The organism is Pararcticibacter amylolyticus (assembly GCF_003130405.1).
In the GTDB taxonomy this organism is placed as follows: Bacteria; Bacteroidota; Bacteroidia; order Sphingobacteriales; family Sphingobacteriaceae; genus Arcticibacter; species Arcticibacter amylolyticus.
This window is the reverse complement of sequence record NZ_QEAS01000012.1, coordinates 18,138-36,357: the sequence shown is the minus strand read 5'-3', so window position 1 is coordinate 36,357 and position 18,220 is coordinate 18,138. Positions and strand designations below refer to the sequence as shown.

Genomic DNA, 18,220 nt, shown 5'->3' with positions numbered 1-18,220 from the left:
CAAAATAAATATGAACAACACGAAGATATATACGAGTACAGAGCTCACTTATGATGAGGGGCGCTTAAACGAAAGTAGATTGCTAAAAGCTGACAGCAGACAACAGTTTTCCTGCAAACTTGCATTGTGTCTGGCACTTTTGTTTGCTTCCCTGTCCGGGTTTGCGCAGGAACACTATAATGTTCTGAAGTATGGAGCGAAGAATGACAGCAGTAAGCTGGCAACAGATGCTATCAGGAAAGCTATAGATGCGGCTTTCAAAGCGGGTGGTGGTACTGTCTATTTTCCGGCAGGTAAGTATCTGACCGGTCCCATACACCTGAAAAGCAATATTACGATTTACATTGAAGCGGGTGCTGAATTACATTTCAGCGATAACTTTGACCATTATTTGCCAATGGTGAAGAGCCGCTACGAAGGGGTTGATGTAACGAGTTTTTCTCCTTTATTCTATGCCTATAAAGCAGAGAACATCACCATTAAGGGAAGAGGGCTTATTGACGGGCACGGAAAGAAATGGTGGGATTTTGTAGAGGGCTACAAAGAAGGTCAGCCAAGGTCGAAATGGCAGTACATGTTCGATGACCTGAATAAGGATATTTTACTTCCGGATGAGCCTAAGCAGATGAAGCGGGGCTTTCTTCGCCCTCCGTTTATTCAGCCGATGTTCTGTAAGAATGTGTTAATCGAGGGAATCTCTATCCGGAATTCTCCGTTCTGGACCGTAAACCCGGAGTTTTGTGAAAATGTTACTGTTACAGGAGTTACGATCAACAACCCTCATTCTCCTAATACCGATGGAATTAATCCTGAGTCGTGCAGGTACGTGCATATTTCCAACTGTCATATAAGTGTAGGGGATGACTGTATCACTATTAAATCAGGGAAAGATAAACCTGGAAGAGCTATGGCTGCACCGGCAGAAAATTACACCATCACCAATTGTACGATGTTGTCAGGACATGGTGGTGTGGTAATTGGAAGCGAAATGTCCGGAGATGTCCGGAAAATTACCATTTCGAATTGTGTATTTGATGGCACAGACAGGGGTATCAGGATAAAGTCTGCCAGAGGCAGAGGCGGTGTTGTAGAAGAGATCAGGGTGGATAATATCATCATGAAAAACATTCAGGAACAGGCTATCGTACTTGATCTGCAGTATGCAAAAACACAGCCTGAACCGGTGTCAGAGAGAACGCCTGCATTCAGGAATATCCATCTGAGCAATATTACGGCATCAGGAGTGAAACAGGCATGCTATATAAACGGGCTCGAAGAAATGCCGGTAGAAAATATCACCTTTAATGATATTAATATGGACGCCGAATCTGGTTTTCATATTAAAAATGCAGCGAACATAGAGTTCCATAATGTTCATGTCAATACAAAAGCCGGCCCGGTTCTGAAAACGGAAAACGTGACGACATTGGTAGCAAACGGACTGAAAAGCCTGAAACCATTGCCTGGGGTGCCTGTAGCCGAATTGACGAATACCAAAGATGTTTTCTTCTATAATTCGTTCCCTGCGCCCGGTACGGATACATTTTTAAAGGTTAATGGTGAGCAGTCTAAAGGTATAACCCTTAAAAATAATAACTTCAAAAATGTAAAAACCCCCGTTGTGCAGGACCCGGCAGTGAAAGAGAAAATTATTGCTGAATAGTGCGGTAAGTAGTAAGTTCAAAGTTGAGAGTTCAAAGTTCAAACAAGGAAGCTAACGGCCCGAAGCCAATTGCTAACAGCTTTAAAAGCTGATTGCCGATAGCCGACTGCCGATAGCAAAAAAACACCATGACAATACCCTATTTCTCATATCTGATATCCTGGTTTAAAAAGCTTGTCCTGGCTACGGGCGTGTTGGCCTTGTGTGCCCCGGTTAAAGGACAGGATCTGAAGCTTTGGTATAAGGATCCTGCTGCCAGGTGGACTGATGCTTTGCCTATAGGGAACGGGCGTTTAGGAGCTATGATCTTTGCAGGTCCGGGGCAGGAAAGGATACAATTTAACGAAGAAACGTTATGGACCGGTGAGCCCAGAGTCTACAGCAGGGAAGGGGCTTCAAAATATCTGCCTGAGATCCGGCAGTTGCTTTTCGAAGGAAAGCAGAAAGAGGCAGAAGCACTGGCGGCAGAGAAGTTTATGGGAGTGTTGTCGGGTGCCGGAAATAAGGATGTATGGTTTAAAGAAATGCGTGCACTGAAAGGGCTTACCGGAAATCCTTCTGCTGTCAATTACGATGACAGCAAGTGGAAGGAAATGATAGTGCCCACCCCGGAAGGCTGGGAGGCTGCTGGCTGGCAGGGACTTGATGGGGCTATATGGTTCAGAACGACGTTTGAATTGCCCGAAAGCTGGAAGGGGAAGAACCTGGTTCTGGATCTCGGGAAAATACGGGATCAGGACTTTACCTATGTCAACGGCAAGCTGATCGGCAGTATGGATGATGCCGGGGCGGGACGTCAATATAAACTATCTGCATCTGATGTTAAACCCGGAAAGAATTATATTGCTGTTCAGGTGCTCAACTATTTTGACAAAGGAGGCTTTGTCGGATATAAAGATACTTCCCGGAAATTACTGGTTTATCCGGAAGGAGAACAGGAATCTTCCGCGCTGTCTTTAAGCAAAGCATGGAAATTCCTGGTGCAGAACGATGAACCTCCAGCTGTTCCGCGTTTTCAGGCAGATTATCAGCCTTTCGGTGATCTTTTTCTTAATTTCCCGGGACATGATAAGACTTCGGATTACCGGAGGGAGCTTGATCTTCGTACCGCCGTATCCCGCACAAGCTACAAAGTTAACGGCGTCACGTTTACCCGTGAATATTTCGTCAGCCAGCCGGATCAGGTTATCGCGGTACATATCAGTGCCAGTAAGCCGGGAAGCCTTCATTTCTCTGCGGGTTTAGGCAGTCCCCATAAGTATTCATCTGTCAGGAAAATAGACAATCAGACACTCGCTCTTTCTTTGAAAGTGCGTAATGGCGTATTGAAAGGTGAAAGTTATCTGAGGGTTGTGACATCGAAAGGAAAGGTATCCGCATCCGGGAATAAAATAAATATTAGCGGCGCAGACGCTGTTACTCTATATCTGACAGCCGGTACAAACTATAAGAACTACAAGGACGTATCCGGCGATCCTTCCCTGGCGTGTAAGAAAGCGTTAGCATCTGTATCCGGTAAAACTTACGGAGCCGTAAGAAATGCGCATGTTAAAGAGTACCAGAAGTACTTCAATACATTTTCTATTAACCTTGGTAAAGATACCAGGGACAATATACCAACCGACGAAAGGCTGAAGCAATTTGCTTCGGTATCGGACCCTTCATTTGCCGCACTGTATGTGCAATATGGAAGATATCTTTTGATATCAAGTTCAAGACCCGGTACCCGGCCCGCTAATCTGCAGGGTATCTGGAATGATTTGCTGACCCCACCATGGGGCAGCAAATATACTACGAACATCAATCTGGAAATGAACTACTGGCCTGCGGAGATGCTTAATTTATCCCCCATGGCTCAGCCTCTGTTCGATATGATCGACGAGCTTAGGTCTACCGGAAGACAGACTGCAAAAATGCATTACAACGCCCCGGGATGGGTATTGCATCATAATACAGATTTATGGAGAGGCACTGCGCCAATTAACTCTTCAACCCATGGTATTTGGGTGACAGGGGCCGCCTGGCTGTGCCACCATCTCTGGGAGCACTATCTGTATACCCAGGATAAAGAATTTCTGAAAAACAGGGCTTATCCTGTTATGAAAGATGCGGCTTTATTCTTTAATTCTTTCCTTGTAAAAGACCCGCGTACAGGCTGGTTGATCAGTACACCGTCCAATTCCCCTGAGCAGGGAGGTCTGGTAGCGGGTCCTGCGATGGATCATCAGATAATCCGCGATCTGTTCAGAAATTGTATTCAGGCTGCGTCTGTACTCCAAACGGATAAATCCCTTGCCGACACCCTTCAGCAGAAGTATAAGCAGATTGCCCCTAACCAGGTTGGTAAGTACGGACAACTGCAGGAATGGCTGGAAGATAAAGATGATACCACCAATAAACACCGGCATGTCTCGCATCTCTGGGCTGTATATCCCGGAAATGAAATTAACTGGGAACATACCGCTGATCTGATGAAAGCCGCCCGTCAATCGCTTATTTACCGCGGGGATGCTGCAACAGGCTGGAGCCTTGGCTGGAAAATTAATCTATGGGCAAGGTTCAGAGAGGGGGACCATTCTTATAATCTGATTAAAATGTTGTTAAGCCCTGCCGAAAATGGTGGAGCTGGTTCTTATGTCAATTTGTTCGACGCCCATCCACCTTTCCAGATCGATGGAAATTTCGGAGGGGCAGCGGGGATTGCCGAGTTGCTTCTGCAAAGTCAGAATGAACTGATTGACCTTCTTCCCGCACTTCCTTCCTCATTTCCGGATGGAGATGTTAAAGGGATATGCGCCCGCGGTGGATTTGAACTCAGTTTTTCCTGGAATGCCGGTAAGTTAAACCGGGTAGAGATCCTTTCAAAGGAGGGGGGCAGTTGTAGTCTCCGCTACGGACAGAAAATCCTCCAGATTAAAACGGCAAAAGGAGAAAGGTACCAGTTCGACGGAGAACTGAAAAAGATACAATTTTAAATTACGGTTGAACGCCACTTTCTGGTATGGGTTACTTGCTTTTAGTCTTTAATCCAAACGCTAAAAGCCAATAGCTATTCTTTATGAAGCATTTTATTCTAGTTTGTCTTTACGTGAGTATGCAGTTATCGCTGGTATCAGCACAAACTGCGATGAGAAAGAGTATTTCCTTAAATAGTGATTGGAATACCATAGCCAATGATGAGAATAAAAATGCCTTCGCCGGCTTTGAAAAAACCGGGTACGATGATAAAAAATGGAAGAAGGTGGACGTCCCGCACAACTGGGATGAGTACGGAGGCTACAGGCGTCTGATGCATGGAAACCGTCATGGTTTCTCCTGGTACCGGAAAACCTTCAGGGTAAACGAGGTGCAGCAGGGAAAAAAATATTTTCTGTGGTTTGAAGGGGTAGGTTCTTATGCCACCGTGTGGCTGAACGGAAAGAAAGTAGGTTATCATGCTGGTGGGCGAACTTCTTTTACCCTCGATGTTACGGATGTTATTAAGAAAAATGGCTCTCCTAACTTGCTCGCGGTAAAGGCCGATCATCCGGCAGAGATCAGGGATCTTCCCTGGGTATGCGGCGGCTGTTCAGAAGAACGCGGCTTTTCAGAAGGGGCGCAGCCAATGGGCATATTCAGGCCGGTGCACCTGATCGTAACCAATCCGGTGAGGATTGAACCCTTCGGTGTTCATATCTGGAATGATACCACTATTTCTGCGCGGTCTGCCAGGCTGAATATAGAGACGGAAGTAAAGAATTACAGCAGCAAACCGGCAGCTGTAACCGTTGTCAGCCGCCTGGTAGCGAAAGACGGGAGGCTTGTATCCGAACTCCGGTCAAAGCAAAATATACCGGCTGGTAAAACATTGATTGTTAAGCAGAATACGCCTGAAATTATAAATCCTCATTTATGGTCGCTTGAGGATCCTTACTTATATAGCCTGGTTTCTGAAGTGATCGAAAACGGAAAGATCACCGATCGCATTTCAACTCCTTACGGTATCAGGTGGATCAGCTGGCCGGTCGGAAGGAATTCCAATGATAAAAGATTTTATCTGAACGGTAAACCGGTATTCATCAACGGAATAGCCGAGTACGAACATCTGATCGGGCAAAGTCACGCCTTTACATCGGAGCAGATCCATTCGAGAGTGATGCAGATGAAAGCAGCGGGTTTTAACTCGTTCAGGGATGCTCATCAGCCTCACAATCTCCGTTACCAGGAGTATTGGGATAAGCTTGGTATTTTGTGGTGGCCGCAGATGGCTGCGCACGTCTGGTTTGACAATCCTGAATTCAGAAAGAACTTCAAAGAGCTGCTGCGCGACTGGGTGAAAGAACGAAGGAACAGTCCTTCCATCGTTTTGTGGGGACTTGAGAATGAAAGCACTCTTCCTGAAGATTTTGCCAGGGAATGTACAGAGATGATCAGGCAACTCGATCCGACAGCCTCTTCACAAAGGAAGGTGACTACCTGTAACGGGGGGGCAGGTACAGACTGGGATGTTCCGCAAAACTGGACGGGCACTTATGGAGGGAATCCTGCAACATATGCAGAAGATGTGCAAAGACAGGTCCTGATAGGAGAGTACGGAGCTTGGCGGACATTAGATCTGCATACCGAAGGTCCGTTCAATCAAAATGGTGTTTTCAGTGAAGACCGGATGACTCAATTAATGGAAATGAAGGTGAAACTGGCCGAATCGGTGAAGGATAAGACCAGCGGGCATTATTTCTGGCTCTTCACTTCGCACGATAACCCGGGAAGGGTACAGGGGGGAGAAGGTTTGAGAGAAATTGACAGGATCGGCCCTGTTAACTATAAGGGGCTTTTAACTCCATGGGAAGAACCTCTTGATGTGTATTATATGTTCAGGGCAAATTATGCACCAAAGGATAAAGAGCCTATGGTGTACATCGCCTCACATACCTGGCCTGACAGGTGGACAAAGCCGGGAAAAAAAGACAGTATTACGATCTATTCAAACTGTGATGAAGTAGAGTTATTTAATGATGTCCGGAATCGCTCGCTGGGGAGAAGGAAGCGAGATGGCGTGGGTACACATTTTCAATGGAATCAAGCCGATATACAATATAATGTGCTGTATGCAGTAGGCTATGTAAACGGAAAAGAAGTTGCTAAAGATTATATCGTTTTAAATCACCTGCCCAAGGCTCCCGGCTTCCATGTATTTTTAGATGGGGCGAAGCCCCTGACAGTTCCTCAAAAAGGTTATCAGTACCTGTACCGTGTAAACTGCGGTGGTCCTGATTATACCGATCAGAACGGCAACATGTGGAATGCTGATCGTCGCAGAACTGACGCCGCTACCTGGGGCTCAAGATCATGGACAGACGATTATCCTGGAATGCCTTCTTTCTTTGCCAGCCAGAGAAAAACGAATGATCCTATCAATGGCTCCCAGGATTGGCCTTTATTTCAGACTTTTCGGTATGGCAGGGATAAATTATCCTATCAGTTCCCGGTTCCTGACGGTGAATACATGGTAGAACTTTATTTCACAGAACCATGGCTTGGTACCGGAGGCGGGATGGATTGCTCCGGCTGGCGCCTGTTCGATGTTGCCGTGAACGGAAATACCGTTATCAAAAACCTCGATATCTGGAAAGAAGCCGGACATGACGGAGCTCTGAAGAAATCGGTGAAAGTAAAGGTAACCGGCGGTCAGCTGATCATCTCTTTCCCTAAAGTGAATTCAGGACAAGCTTTAATTTCCGCGATTGCCGTTGCTTCAATCAGAAGGGACATAAAACCAGCCGCGGCATCTCCGTTGTTAATCGGAAGCCTGAAAACTGCCGGTACCGGGGCTGTCGCCGCAGTACAGACCTGGCTTAACACTGGGGATAAGTTGTATGATGATGATGCCGTTTTATTTTCATCTCTGCCTTCAAATCTTTACGGTGCTGAATGGATCAGAACATCCGGAAAACTGTCGGGACTGGAATTTACTGTCAACGCGCAATCTGATGTATTTGTAGGATTGGATGAAAAGGCCCGCGTGCTATCCTGGATGCAGGGCTATGATGATACAAAGACTGTCATAGAAGATAACAGGGGAAATAAATTTAAAGTATACAGGAAGAGGGTAGAGAAAGGGCAGACAGTAAAACTGGAAGCCAATAACCCCGCTTCGCCGATGTATACAGTTACAGTTTTGCCGGCCACCACGCTTGCGCCTGCCTACGATCTTAAACCGGTCAAAGGCTATAAAGCACCACAGGCAGCACTGACTGCCGGAATTGAAAAGGCAACTGTTAATGAAAAAGACGCGGTGGTATTCAAAAAGCCATCCGGTGATACCTTAGAGTGGACAATATCTGTCGGCGTTGCCGATACCTATTCATTCACCATCAAGTATGCCAATACATTCACCCATAATCTCAGTGCAAAACTTCAGCTGCTTGCTGCTGACGGTACACTAATGAAAGAGGAAATGGTTGAACTGGCGCCCAGCAAAACAGGAAAGTGGAACTATTATCCTACTTCCAGTGGCTCCATGATCAATGCTGGTACCTATAAGGTTCGCCTCATCTCTGTGAATGCGGAGGGATTGGGGATTTCCGGCCTCGATGTGCAGTAAAGTTATAAGTATTAAGTTGTAAGTAGTAAGTTATGGCAGTTAGTATTATAGTAAGCTGCCGTAACTTTATCCTGACATCTGGTTCCTGAAAGGCTGACTGCTGATGGCTAAAAGCTTCCTGCTTCATGCTAATATCCTATAATAGCTTGAAAAAATGATATATGATTGGTGCGTTCGCCAAAAGTAGTTTTGTATTAAATGATCGCTGCTATAACTGTTAAAACTAACGAATTTGAACGCATCAAATAAATCTGATTTATTTGACAAATAATATGAAGAGCCTTCCAATTTTCGATCTTGCTGTTATAGCAATTTATCTTCTGGGGATGATCCTCGTTGGCGTTTATTTTTCAAGGAAAAATAAGAATGCAGAGCAGTTTACAAAAGCTTCCGGACTGATTCCGGGTTGGGCTATCGGGATATCGATCTATGCGACTTTCCTGAGCAGCAATACCTTCCTGGGGGTACCCGGTAAAGCGTTTGGATCTAACTGGAATTCGTTTGTTTTTAGTCTTTCCATGCCTTTGGCGGCATGGGTAGCATCCAAGTACTTTGTGCCCTTTTACAGAAGTACGGGCGAGATATCGGCTTACACCCATTTTGAGCACCGTTTTGGGCCCTGGGCCAGAACGTATGCAGTGGTTTGCTTCCTGCTGACGCAGTTAGCCCGAATGGGATCTGTATTCTTTGGTATCGCATTGAGCCTTCAGGCTTTAACTGGGTATTCTATGTCGTCCATCATGCTGGTAATGGGGATCTGCATCATTATTTATACAGTAATGGGAGGGATAGAAGCGGTAATCTGGACAGAGGTGGTGCAGGGGATTGTCAAAACCCTGGGAGCCGTACTGATCCTGTACCTGATCATCCAGGGGATGCCCGGAGGTGTTTCAAAGATCATGGAGATTGGCCAGCAGAACGATAAATTTAGTCTCGGCAGTTTCGCTCCTGATTTAACCATTTCCTCTTTTTGGGTGATCCTTTTGTACGGGTTCTTTATTAACCTCAATAATTTTGGGATGGACCAGAATTATGTGCAGCGCTATCATACTGCTAAGTCGGCTGAGGAAGCGTCCAAGTCTGTTTGGCTTTGTGTGTGGATGTATGTGCCGGCTTCGTTGTTGTTTTTCATCATTGGAACATGCCTTTTTGCTTATTACCAGGTTCACCCTGAATTGATAGAAGGGATCCGGTTGCAGGTGGCAGCAGAGCGCTTGCCTTTATCAGCAAGTAAGGATCAGATAGCCCAGCTTGCCTCAAGCCTTCAGCCTGCTGATTACGGCGACAAAGTGATGCCTCATTTTATGGTGACGAAGATCCCCGCAGGACTGGTAGGGCTAATCGTTTCAGCGATCCTTTCGGCCGCTATGAGTACGATCAGTTCAGGAATGAATGCATCCGCGACGGTATTCTCCGTCGATATTTATAAAAGATACTTTAAAAGCGATATTGACGAAAAGCAGACACTGAAGCTGCTGCATATAGCAACAGTGGTATTTGGTCTGCTGGGGATGGGAACCGGGATCGCTATGATCGGAGTAAAGAGCGTGCTGGATGTCTGGTGGCAGCTTTCAGGAATATTTGCGGCCGGAATGCTGGGCTTGTTCCTGCTGGGTATGATCAGCAGGCAGACACGTAATCACGAGGCTTTAATAGCTACTATCATCGGTATCCTGGTAATCATCTGGATGACACTTTCCGGTAACCTTCCTGATGAATATGCTTATCTCAGGAATCCGCTTCATATCAATATGATCATTGTGATCGGAACACTGGTGATTTTTCTTACCGGTATCCTGTTAACGAAGTTCAGGAGACGAGAGACGGGAACAGAGTCTAAAGTGGAGAGTTGAAAGTTAAGAGTAGAAAGTTTAAAGTAGAGAGTTAAAAATTTAAGATGGATCTCTTGCAACTGATAGCCGACTGCTGATCACTGATAGCTTACAACATTACCGGAACCCAGAGGGAAAGAATATAAACTGACATATATATAACGATGGAAAATAAGAAGAAGGGATTTATTCCGGTGATGCTCACTCCGTTTAAAGACAATGGAGAAATTGACTATAACATTTTAACAGAACTTACAGAAATATACCTTGAAGCCGGAGCCTCCGGGTTATTTGCCAATTGCCTGTCGAGCGAGATGTTTGAACTGACAGACAAGGAAAGGCTGGACGCTATAAAACATGTCATTAAAGTAGTAGACGGGAAGGTGCCGGTTGTAGCAACAGGAACCTTTGGCGGAGAGATATCAAAGCAGGCTGACTTTGTAAAGCGGGTACACGATACCGGTACACAAGCGGTAATCATGATCAGCAGCCTGCTTGCCGGAGAAAAAGAAAGTGATGCCGTATTCAACGAACGTGTATTTGAATTGCTTCACCTTACTCCCGGTATTCCCCTGGGATTTTATGAATGTCCGGTACCTTACAAGAGACTTTTATCTGCAGAGCAACTGAAGTCTTTTGTGGATACAGGTCGGGTGATCTACCACAAAGACACTTGCCTTGATATCGACCAGATAAAAGCCAAACTGGCTGCAACAGAGTCATACCCTGAGTTTGGACTATACGATGCCTACATGGTACATGCTGTTGAATCTCTTAAGGCAGGATCAAAAGGCCTCTCCTGTATCCAGGGCAATTATTTCCCTGAGCTCATCGTTTGGTTATGTGATCACTATAATGACGCTTCCCTCCAGGACGAAGTTCAGAAGGTTCAGCAATTCCTCATCGATAACATGGACGTGATGCACAATGTATATCCGGTTGTATCTAAATATTTTCTTCAGAAACGCGGACTGAATATTTCAACATTCACCCGCAGGAAAGTGGGCGAATTCACCAATTCCATTACCCGCGAAATAGAAACACTGTTCCAGAACTATACAAATCTCCAGCAGGAGCTGGATCTTAAGCTGGCAATCAGCTGAGCGTAGTTAGTTATGAGTTATGAATTATGAGTGAACTAAGTTGCAAACTGATAATTCATAACTCATAATCCATAACTGATTACGGTTTATTCAAATATTTTCTCTTATAATCCAGTGGTGTCATCCCGGTCACCTTTTTAAAGTGCCGGTAGAAATTAGAAACATTGTTGAAACCACATTCAAAGCAAATAACTTCTGTAGGTAATTTATCTTCAATAAGTGCCCGGCAAGCGTGACTGATGCGGATCTCGATAAGAAAATCATAGTATGTTTTCTTGGTCATCAGCTTGAAATACCGGCAGAACGAAGTAACACTCAGGTTGCTCAGGGAGGAGATCTCCTCCAGGCTGATTTCCTTCTTGTAGTTAGAAAGAGTATAGTTATATACTTTATTGAGCCTGATATTATCGGATTCTGTTGAAGAAGTGAATGTATGCTGACTTGTGGTGATGGTGGTGTATTCTGTGGTTTCCGCCAGGGTCTTCAGAATGGATATCAGGATGATCACGCGGTCGAGGTTGGTTGCGTTGACTGCTGAAATGAGCAGCTCACTCATCTTCTTTCTTGCTTTCCCTTGTATCACCATTCCCTGTTTTGCTTTTTCAAACAGCTTGGGAATAAGGTACGCCTCCGGAAGATTAAGAAAGTCTTTTCCCAGGCAGTCGGGCAGGAACTGAACGACGATGGCTTCCACTTCGAGTTCAGGATTAGACTGAAAATAAGCTTCATTACATCGCCATGTATGCGGAAGGTTTTCTCCGAGAAGGATCAGTTCACCGGATGAGAAGTTATTGATATTATCACCTATAAAACGGACTCCCTCGCCTTTAATTACATACTGAATTTCCAGTTCAGGGTGATAGTGCCACACCGTACCGAAATTCGGTGCCACATCATGCCTTGCGCTGAACGAATTCTGGAGTTTAACCGGGACTTTATGAAATAAAGGCTTCATGCTTTCTACTAATCTCTCTCATTATTTGTACCGAAGTAACAATGCCACAAAGGTAAGAATTTCAGATGGTAAGATTGTACAGAAATAGGATAACAATATGCAACAATAGTATTACGGGGAGATGCATATTTGTGTGGTTTCATTCCTTAATTAAAAAGCGAAAGGGAAGTTATAAACTTAACGATATCCGGTTATTAAACCAGATAAACCGAAATAACAAAACGTTCAGGCGTTTGGGTATTTTGTAGTTCACAGGTTGTGTTTCCGGACTATTTTTTCAAATTATTGTACAATGTTGAAAGAAGAATCAAAAGAGGTTTTACTGGTAGCAAGTGGTGATCTCCGTCTCTCAGCTAATTTGGATTGCTGGGCAACACAGGAAGCTATGGAGCAGGCGCTGACAGCAGCCATTGCGAAGCAGGGATGGACCGTTAAGCGTGCCCACGCGTACGATCCTGAAAAAAAGCATGGATTTATTGATTCCCAGAAGATGGGAATGGAAGTTTTCAGGAATATCAACCCTGAGCAGCCTATCATTGTTGCAGAGAGCGTATGGCAATACTCTCATCACGTACTTGCAGGATTAACTACACATAAAGGACCTGTCCTCACATTGGCAAACTGGAGCGGAATGTGGCCCGGATTGGTAGGTATGTTAAATCTGAATGGTTCTTTAACAAAGGCCGGCGTAAAGTACAGTACCCTCTGGAGCGTAAACTTCGACGATCAGTTTTTTGAGGAGGGATTAAGCGAGTGGTTGGCTACCGGAAATATCAGACATGATCAGAGCCATGTAAAAGATTTCGATCTGGTGAAAATTCCCGTACAGGATGAACTCACAGGACGTAGCTTTGCAAAAAGACTGAGGGAAAGAAAATCCATTATGGGCGTTTTTGATGAAGGGTGTATGGGGATGTATAATGCGATTGTTCCTGATGACCTTCTTCATGCAACCGGAATTTTTAAGGAAAGACTAAGCCAGTCAGCGTTGTACGCAGCCATGTTAAAGGTGAGTGATGCCGATGCTGAAGCTGTTTTGAACTGGATGCTCGGAAAAGGAATGTCTTTCAACTGGGGAACCCACCCTAAGAATGAATTAACAAGAGAACAAACCCTGGAGCAATGCAAAATGTACATTGCTTCTGTTCGCATAGCCGACACATTTGGTTGCGAAACGATAGGTATTCAATATCAGCAGGGCTTAAAGGACCTGACAGTTGCAAGTGACCTGACAGAAGGTTTACTGAACAATACAGACCGCCCTCCGGTATACAGCGAATCAGGAGAAGAATTATTTGCCGGACAGGCGTTACCTCACTTCAACGAGGTGGATGAATGCGCCGGAATTGACGGATACGTTACTTACAAGCTCTGGAAAGAGCTTGGCCTCGACGGAGATAATACCCTTCATGATCTTCGCTGGGGAGAACACTTCAGCGGAGAAGGAGTGGATGACTTTGTATGGGTATTCCTCATCTCGGGAGCAGCACCTGCATCTCATTTCATTGATGGGTACAAAGGGGCGGAAAGCTTAAGACAACCACCTATGTTCTTTCCGTTCGGTGGAGGCACACTTAAGGGTGTCAGCAAGCCGGGACCGATTGTGTGGAGCCGCGTGTTTGTGATGGATAATAAGCTGCATTGTGATTTGGGAGTAGGAGAGTGCGTGTATCTTCCCGAAGAAGAAACCCAAAGACGCTTTAACGAAACAAATCCGCAGTGGCCCATCATGCATGCTGTGCTTGATGGTGTCAGCAGGGATCAGATGATGGCACGTCATAAAGCAAATCACATTCAGGTGGTTTACACTCCGGATAAGGAAAGTGCTTATAAAGCTTGCCGTATTAAGGCAGCAGCATTGGCTGAGCTGGGTATTGAAGTACATTTCTGCGGAGATGTAAAACTAGGATAGAACATAACTATTCACTATATATAAATGTACATGTACAAATTGTTGAAGAGGGTTTCAGTTGCACTGGCCCTGTTTCTTGGAACAGGAGCGGGATCGTTTGCACAGGACCAGAATGCGAAGGATAAAGAAGCTGAGTATACAAAGGTGATTACTCAGAGGGCAGAAAAGATTGTTGTGAACCTGGGGATTTCAGATCAGGAGAAGTCTGTAAAGGTCACAGACATTATTGCACAGCAATACCGGGATCTGAATACTTTTCATGATGCCAGGAAAGCGAAGATAAAGGCTTTAAAGGAGCAGGGCGGAGAAGACAAGCAGGCGGTTGAAGCAAAGATCAAAAACCTGGAAGCAGCTGAAGAGAAGAAATTGAGCAAGCTTCACAAGAAATATATTTCCCGTTTATCAAAAGAACTGAGTGCTGAACAGGTAGAAAAAGTGAAAGACGGCATGACCTACAACGTATTGCCCGGCACTTACCAGGCATACCTTGAAATGCTGCCTACTCTTAACGAAAAACAAAAAGCAAGGATATTATCAGATCTAACTGAAGCAAGAGAGCATGCCATGGATGCCGAATCTTCAGAAAAGAAACATTGGTGGTTTGGAAAATACAAGGGAAGAATTAATAATTATCTTACAGCAGAAGGGGTTGACACCAAAACAGCTCGTGAGGTGTGGGAAAAGAAGTTGAAGGAAAGACAGAAAGGACAGTAAACGCTGTTGAGTGCAGTTCAACAGGAATTAAGCTCCCAATAGCTTAGTTCAAAGATGATCCATCTGGAAGATCAATCATAAAATTGCAGAATAACTGATTTAATCGCTGTTGCTGAGCGATTGTCTCTATTGCCACGCTTTTAGCAGGACATAGGGAAGAATTATACATAAATAAACGAACAAAGGAACATGAAAAAACAATTACAAACGCAATTCTTCAAAACTATCGGCTTCAGGCTTGTATGTTGCGGGGTGTTGCTATCCGGCTTTGCCCCCGGAACTTCCTATGGGGCGGCTAACGACCGCACTACGCTGGGGACTATGAAGAGAGTAAATGTGACAGGTACTGTAACAGATACTAAAGGTGAACCTTTGCCAGGTGTCTCCATTAAAATTAAAGGTACAAATTCAGGTACAAGCACTGACGTAAACGGAGTTTTCAGACTAAACCTTCCTACCGGAAACGAGGTGCTCGTTGTCACTTATCTTGGGTTCAAATCTCAGGAGGTTGTAGCAAATGGCAGGACCAAAATAGACATCAAGATGTTAGAAGATTCGAAGGCTCTTGATGAAGTTGTAGTAGTGGGATATGGTGTTCAGAAGAAAGCTCACCTGACTGGTTCTGTTGTAGATATCAAGGCTGCAGAGGTTGCTGATTTGCCGGTTACCAACATTGGCGTTGCTTTATCGGGAAGACTTCAGGGGGTTGGTGTTAGCGGTGGTAATTCTAGACCAGGATCGAAAGCATCGCTGACCATTAGAAATCCGATAGTGGGCGCACAGCAAAGTCCGCTGTATGTTATTGATGGTGTAATACAGATGGATGGACAGAATCAACCTGATGCGAGTCTTTTCAATAATTTGGATCCTGCTGAAATTGAGAGTATTTCAGTCCTTAAGGATGCTTCTGCAGCTGTTTATGGTGTAAGAGGTGCAGCCGGTGTTGTTCTGGTTACCACAAAGAAAGGTAAAGCAGGGAAACCAAGGATCTCATATAATGGATCTGTTGCTATCAGCGATGAGGCCTATCGTACAAAGATGATGAGTGCTTATGAGTTCGCTCAGTATTTCAATGTAATGAACGGCCCCAATGGTTCGAACAAGACAGCTGCAGTTTCTGGCGACACTTACCGTAATTTTGTTTTCAGCCAAGATGAACTGGATGCTTTTAAATCACTTAATTACGATTGGCTGGATGGTGCCTGGTCTTCAAGCTATAACACTCGTCATAATCTTAGCGTAAGTGGGGGGGCAGAAAAGGCAACATATTTTGGAAGTATTGGATACACCAAACAAAATGGAAATCTAGGCACCCTTGATTATGACCGTTGGAATTTTAGGGCTGGAACAGATGTAGAAGTGGCGTCAAATTTAAAAGTTTCATTACAAGTATCCGGAAATAATGATAACCAGGTCAAGACATTTAATAAGGTTTCGGGAGAAGGTGTAGAAGATGATTATAAAAATCTTTTGCTAACCCCACGTTATATTCCTACTTATATAAACGGTTTACCTGTCAAATTACCCGGTACAAATAACGATTTATCCAGATATCACTTCTATGAACTTCAAAGACTTGGGAATCTTGCTGAAACGGATGGGAAATTTTTTACTGTAAACCTGTCTGCTGAATATAAGGTTCCTTTTGTGAAAGGATTGAATGCGAAGGCATCTTATTCCCGTAATAACGGTGGCTCACGAGGATCCCAAGTCGGAACAAAATATGACGTCTATCAGTTTACAGGGCTGGGAGAGCATCGTCATATCTATGATGGTGCTACCGAGTACACTACCGTTTCTGTAAGTAATGGGAATCGTCTATACTTTTCGAATCTGAATACGAGTAATACTCAAATGAACTTTATTCTGAATTATGACAGGCAATTTGGGAAACATAATATTAGCGGGTTATTTACAGTAGAAAGAGGAGACGCAGATAGTAAGCAGGAAGATGTTTGGAGGAATGATCCTATCCAGGCTACAAACGGACAGTTTAATACCGCATTCGGAACATACGAAGGGAGAACTCTTCGGAGTGAATCTGGTTCGCTTGGCTATATTGCGAGGGTGAACTACCGTTATGCAGAGAAGTATTTATTTGAATTCCTCTTCAGAACAGATGCTTCAACTAAATTTGCCCCCGAGAATTATTGGGGTAAGTTCTATTCAGGATCATTAGGATGGGTTATTTCGGAAGAAGACTTCTTCAAGATTGACGCCATAAACTTCCTTAAATTAAGATATGCGACAGGCTTGCTCGGAAGCGATACATTCCAAGCCTGGGCATGGAAGCAACGTTACACTTTAGAAGAAGGTAAAGGTGCTGTATTCGGAGGTAATAATAATAGTACCAATAGTATTAAAATGGGAGTAACTCCTAATCGTGGTGCATCTTGGACACAGGAGTTTAAAAATAACATAGGTATTGATGCCCGGTTCCTTAATGAAAGACTTTCTACTACAATAGAAGGATATTATAATTACGGATCCGATCTATTAATTCAAAGGGTTGGTAGTGTACCTGTAACAGTCGGTGGCTCTGTAGCATCAGAGAACTACGGAAAAGCTAATTCTTTCGGTTACGAAATTGAAATTGGCTGGAATTCGAAAGTTGGTAAAGATTTTAACTACGGTATTTCTGCACGTTTTAACTGGGCAGATAATAAAGTTGTTAAGGGCGATTACAATTCCGTAGATATATTATATCCTTGGAAAGAAAGACCAGGAAAGTCCAGTGATGTAGGACAGTGGGGATACGACTATTTAGGTATGTTCAGAAGCCAGGAGGAGATTCAGGCTTACTATGATACATATCATCCTACGTCTATTTTTGGGCAGACGATCCGTACTGTCGCCGATCTTAAACAGGGGATGTTATATTATCGTGATGTTCGGGGGCCATTACAAGCGGATGGAACATTTGCCGCTCCTGACGGTATTATTGATGAAAACGACCAAGTTCAGTTAAAGAAAAGAGCAAATAACCATTATGGTTTCGGTACTACTTTAAAGGCTGGTTATAAAGGATTTAGTTTTGATTGTGTAATCGCTGGTAGCTTTGGAGGATGGTCTGAAAGGAGCGAGAGGAAGAAACTGAACAATGACATAAGCAGGGTATTTACAAGCTTACCTGAAATCTGGGGGGATGTTTATGATCCTGAGCTGAATCCGTCTGGTTCCATGCCTAATCCTGAATGGGATAAGATGTACGATAAATCTTCGAAATTTTGGGAGGTAAATGCTTTCAGAATGAGGATTGCTAGTATAAATATGGGTTACAGCCTCCCTAAAAAGATCACTGACAAAATGAAGATAAGCAATGCCCGTCTTTATTTAAGTGGTGTTAACCCGTTCAATTTGTATAATCCTTTTGGATATAAAGATCCGTCTATTGCATGGGATGCTTATCCTGCATTGAAAACTTATTCATTCGGGCTCAATTTGACATTGTAACTTTT

9 protein-coding genes are annotated in these 18,220 nt (G+C 44.2%); 8 read left to right on the top strand and 1 reads right to left on the bottom strand.

The genetic code is table 11. From position 1 onward, the window contains the following. Positions 1-10: 10 nt before the first annotated feature. From DDR33_RS14930 to DDR33_RS14910, 5 genes are all read left to right on the top strand, one after another. Positions 11-1,663 carry a glycoside hydrolase family 28 protein gene (locus DDR33_RS14930; protein WP_109416754.1) on the top strand — a complete coding sequence of 551 codons (1,653 nt, stop codon included), beginning with the start codon at positions 11-13 and terminating at the stop codon, positions 1,661-1,663. 128 nt (positions 1,664-1,791) lie between these two features. Next, a complete protein-coding gene (locus tag DDR33_RS14925) occupies positions 1,792-4,638 on the top strand; it encodes a glycoside hydrolase family 95 protein (RefSeq protein ID WP_109416614.1) in 2,847 nt (948 codons plus the stop codon). 83 nt (positions 4,639-4,721) lie between these two features. Continuing rightward, positions 4,722-8,246 (top strand): malectin domain-containing carbohydrate-binding protein, encoded by a 3,525-nt coding sequence (locus DDR33_RS14920; protein ID WP_109416613.1) that lies wholly within the window; start codon positions 4,722-4,724, stop codon positions 8,244-8,246. A 272-nt stretch (positions 8,247-8,518) separates the two neighbouring features. Continuing rightward, positions 8,519-10,099 (top strand): sodium:solute symporter, encoded by a 1,581-nt coding sequence (locus DDR33_RS14915; protein ID WP_109416612.1) that lies wholly within the window; start codon positions 8,519-8,521, stop codon positions 10,097-10,099. 143 nt (positions 10,100-10,242) lie between these two features. Then, positions 10,243-11,181 carry a dihydrodipicolinate synthase family protein gene (locus DDR33_RS14910; RefSeq protein WP_109416611.1) on the top strand — a complete coding sequence of 313 codons (939 nt, stop codon included), beginning with the start codon at positions 10,243-10,245 and terminating at the stop codon, positions 11,179-11,181. A gap of 79 nt (positions 11,182-11,260) precedes the next feature. On the opposite strand, the gene DDR33_RS14905 is transcribed toward DDR33_RS14910, so the two are convergent. Beyond that, the gene (locus DDR33_RS14905) at positions 11,261-12,136 is read right to left on the bottom strand and encodes an AraC family transcriptional regulator (RefSeq protein ID WP_109416610.1); all 876 of its coding nucleotides are present in this window, start codon (positions 12,134-12,136) and stop codon (positions 11,261-11,263) included. A gap of 292 nt (positions 12,137-12,428) precedes the next feature. Between DDR33_RS14905 and DDR33_RS14900 the strand changes: the two genes are divergently transcribed. The 3 genes from DDR33_RS14900 (at position 12,429) to DDR33_RS14890 (ending at position 18,215) form a co-directional block, all read left to right on the top strand. Beyond that, positions 12,429-14,048: a fucose isomerase gene (locus tag DDR33_RS14900; RefSeq protein ID WP_109416609.1), complete on the top strand. Its 1,620-nt coding sequence runs from the start codon at positions 12,429-12,431 to the stop codon at positions 14,046-14,048. Between the two features lie 30 nt (positions 14,049-14,078). Beyond that, positions 14,079-14,762 (top strand): DUF3826 domain-containing protein, encoded by a 684-nt coding sequence (locus tag DDR33_RS14895; protein WP_109416608.1) that lies wholly within the window; start codon positions 14,079-14,081, stop codon positions 14,760-14,762. 189 nt (positions 14,763-14,951) lie between these two features. Continuing rightward, positions 14,952-18,215 (top strand): SusC/RagA family TonB-linked outer membrane protein, encoded by a 3,264-nt coding sequence (locus DDR33_RS14890; RefSeq protein WP_109416607.1) that lies wholly within the window; start codon positions 14,952-14,954, stop codon positions 18,213-18,215. Positions 18,216-18,220 lie beyond the last annotated feature (5 nt).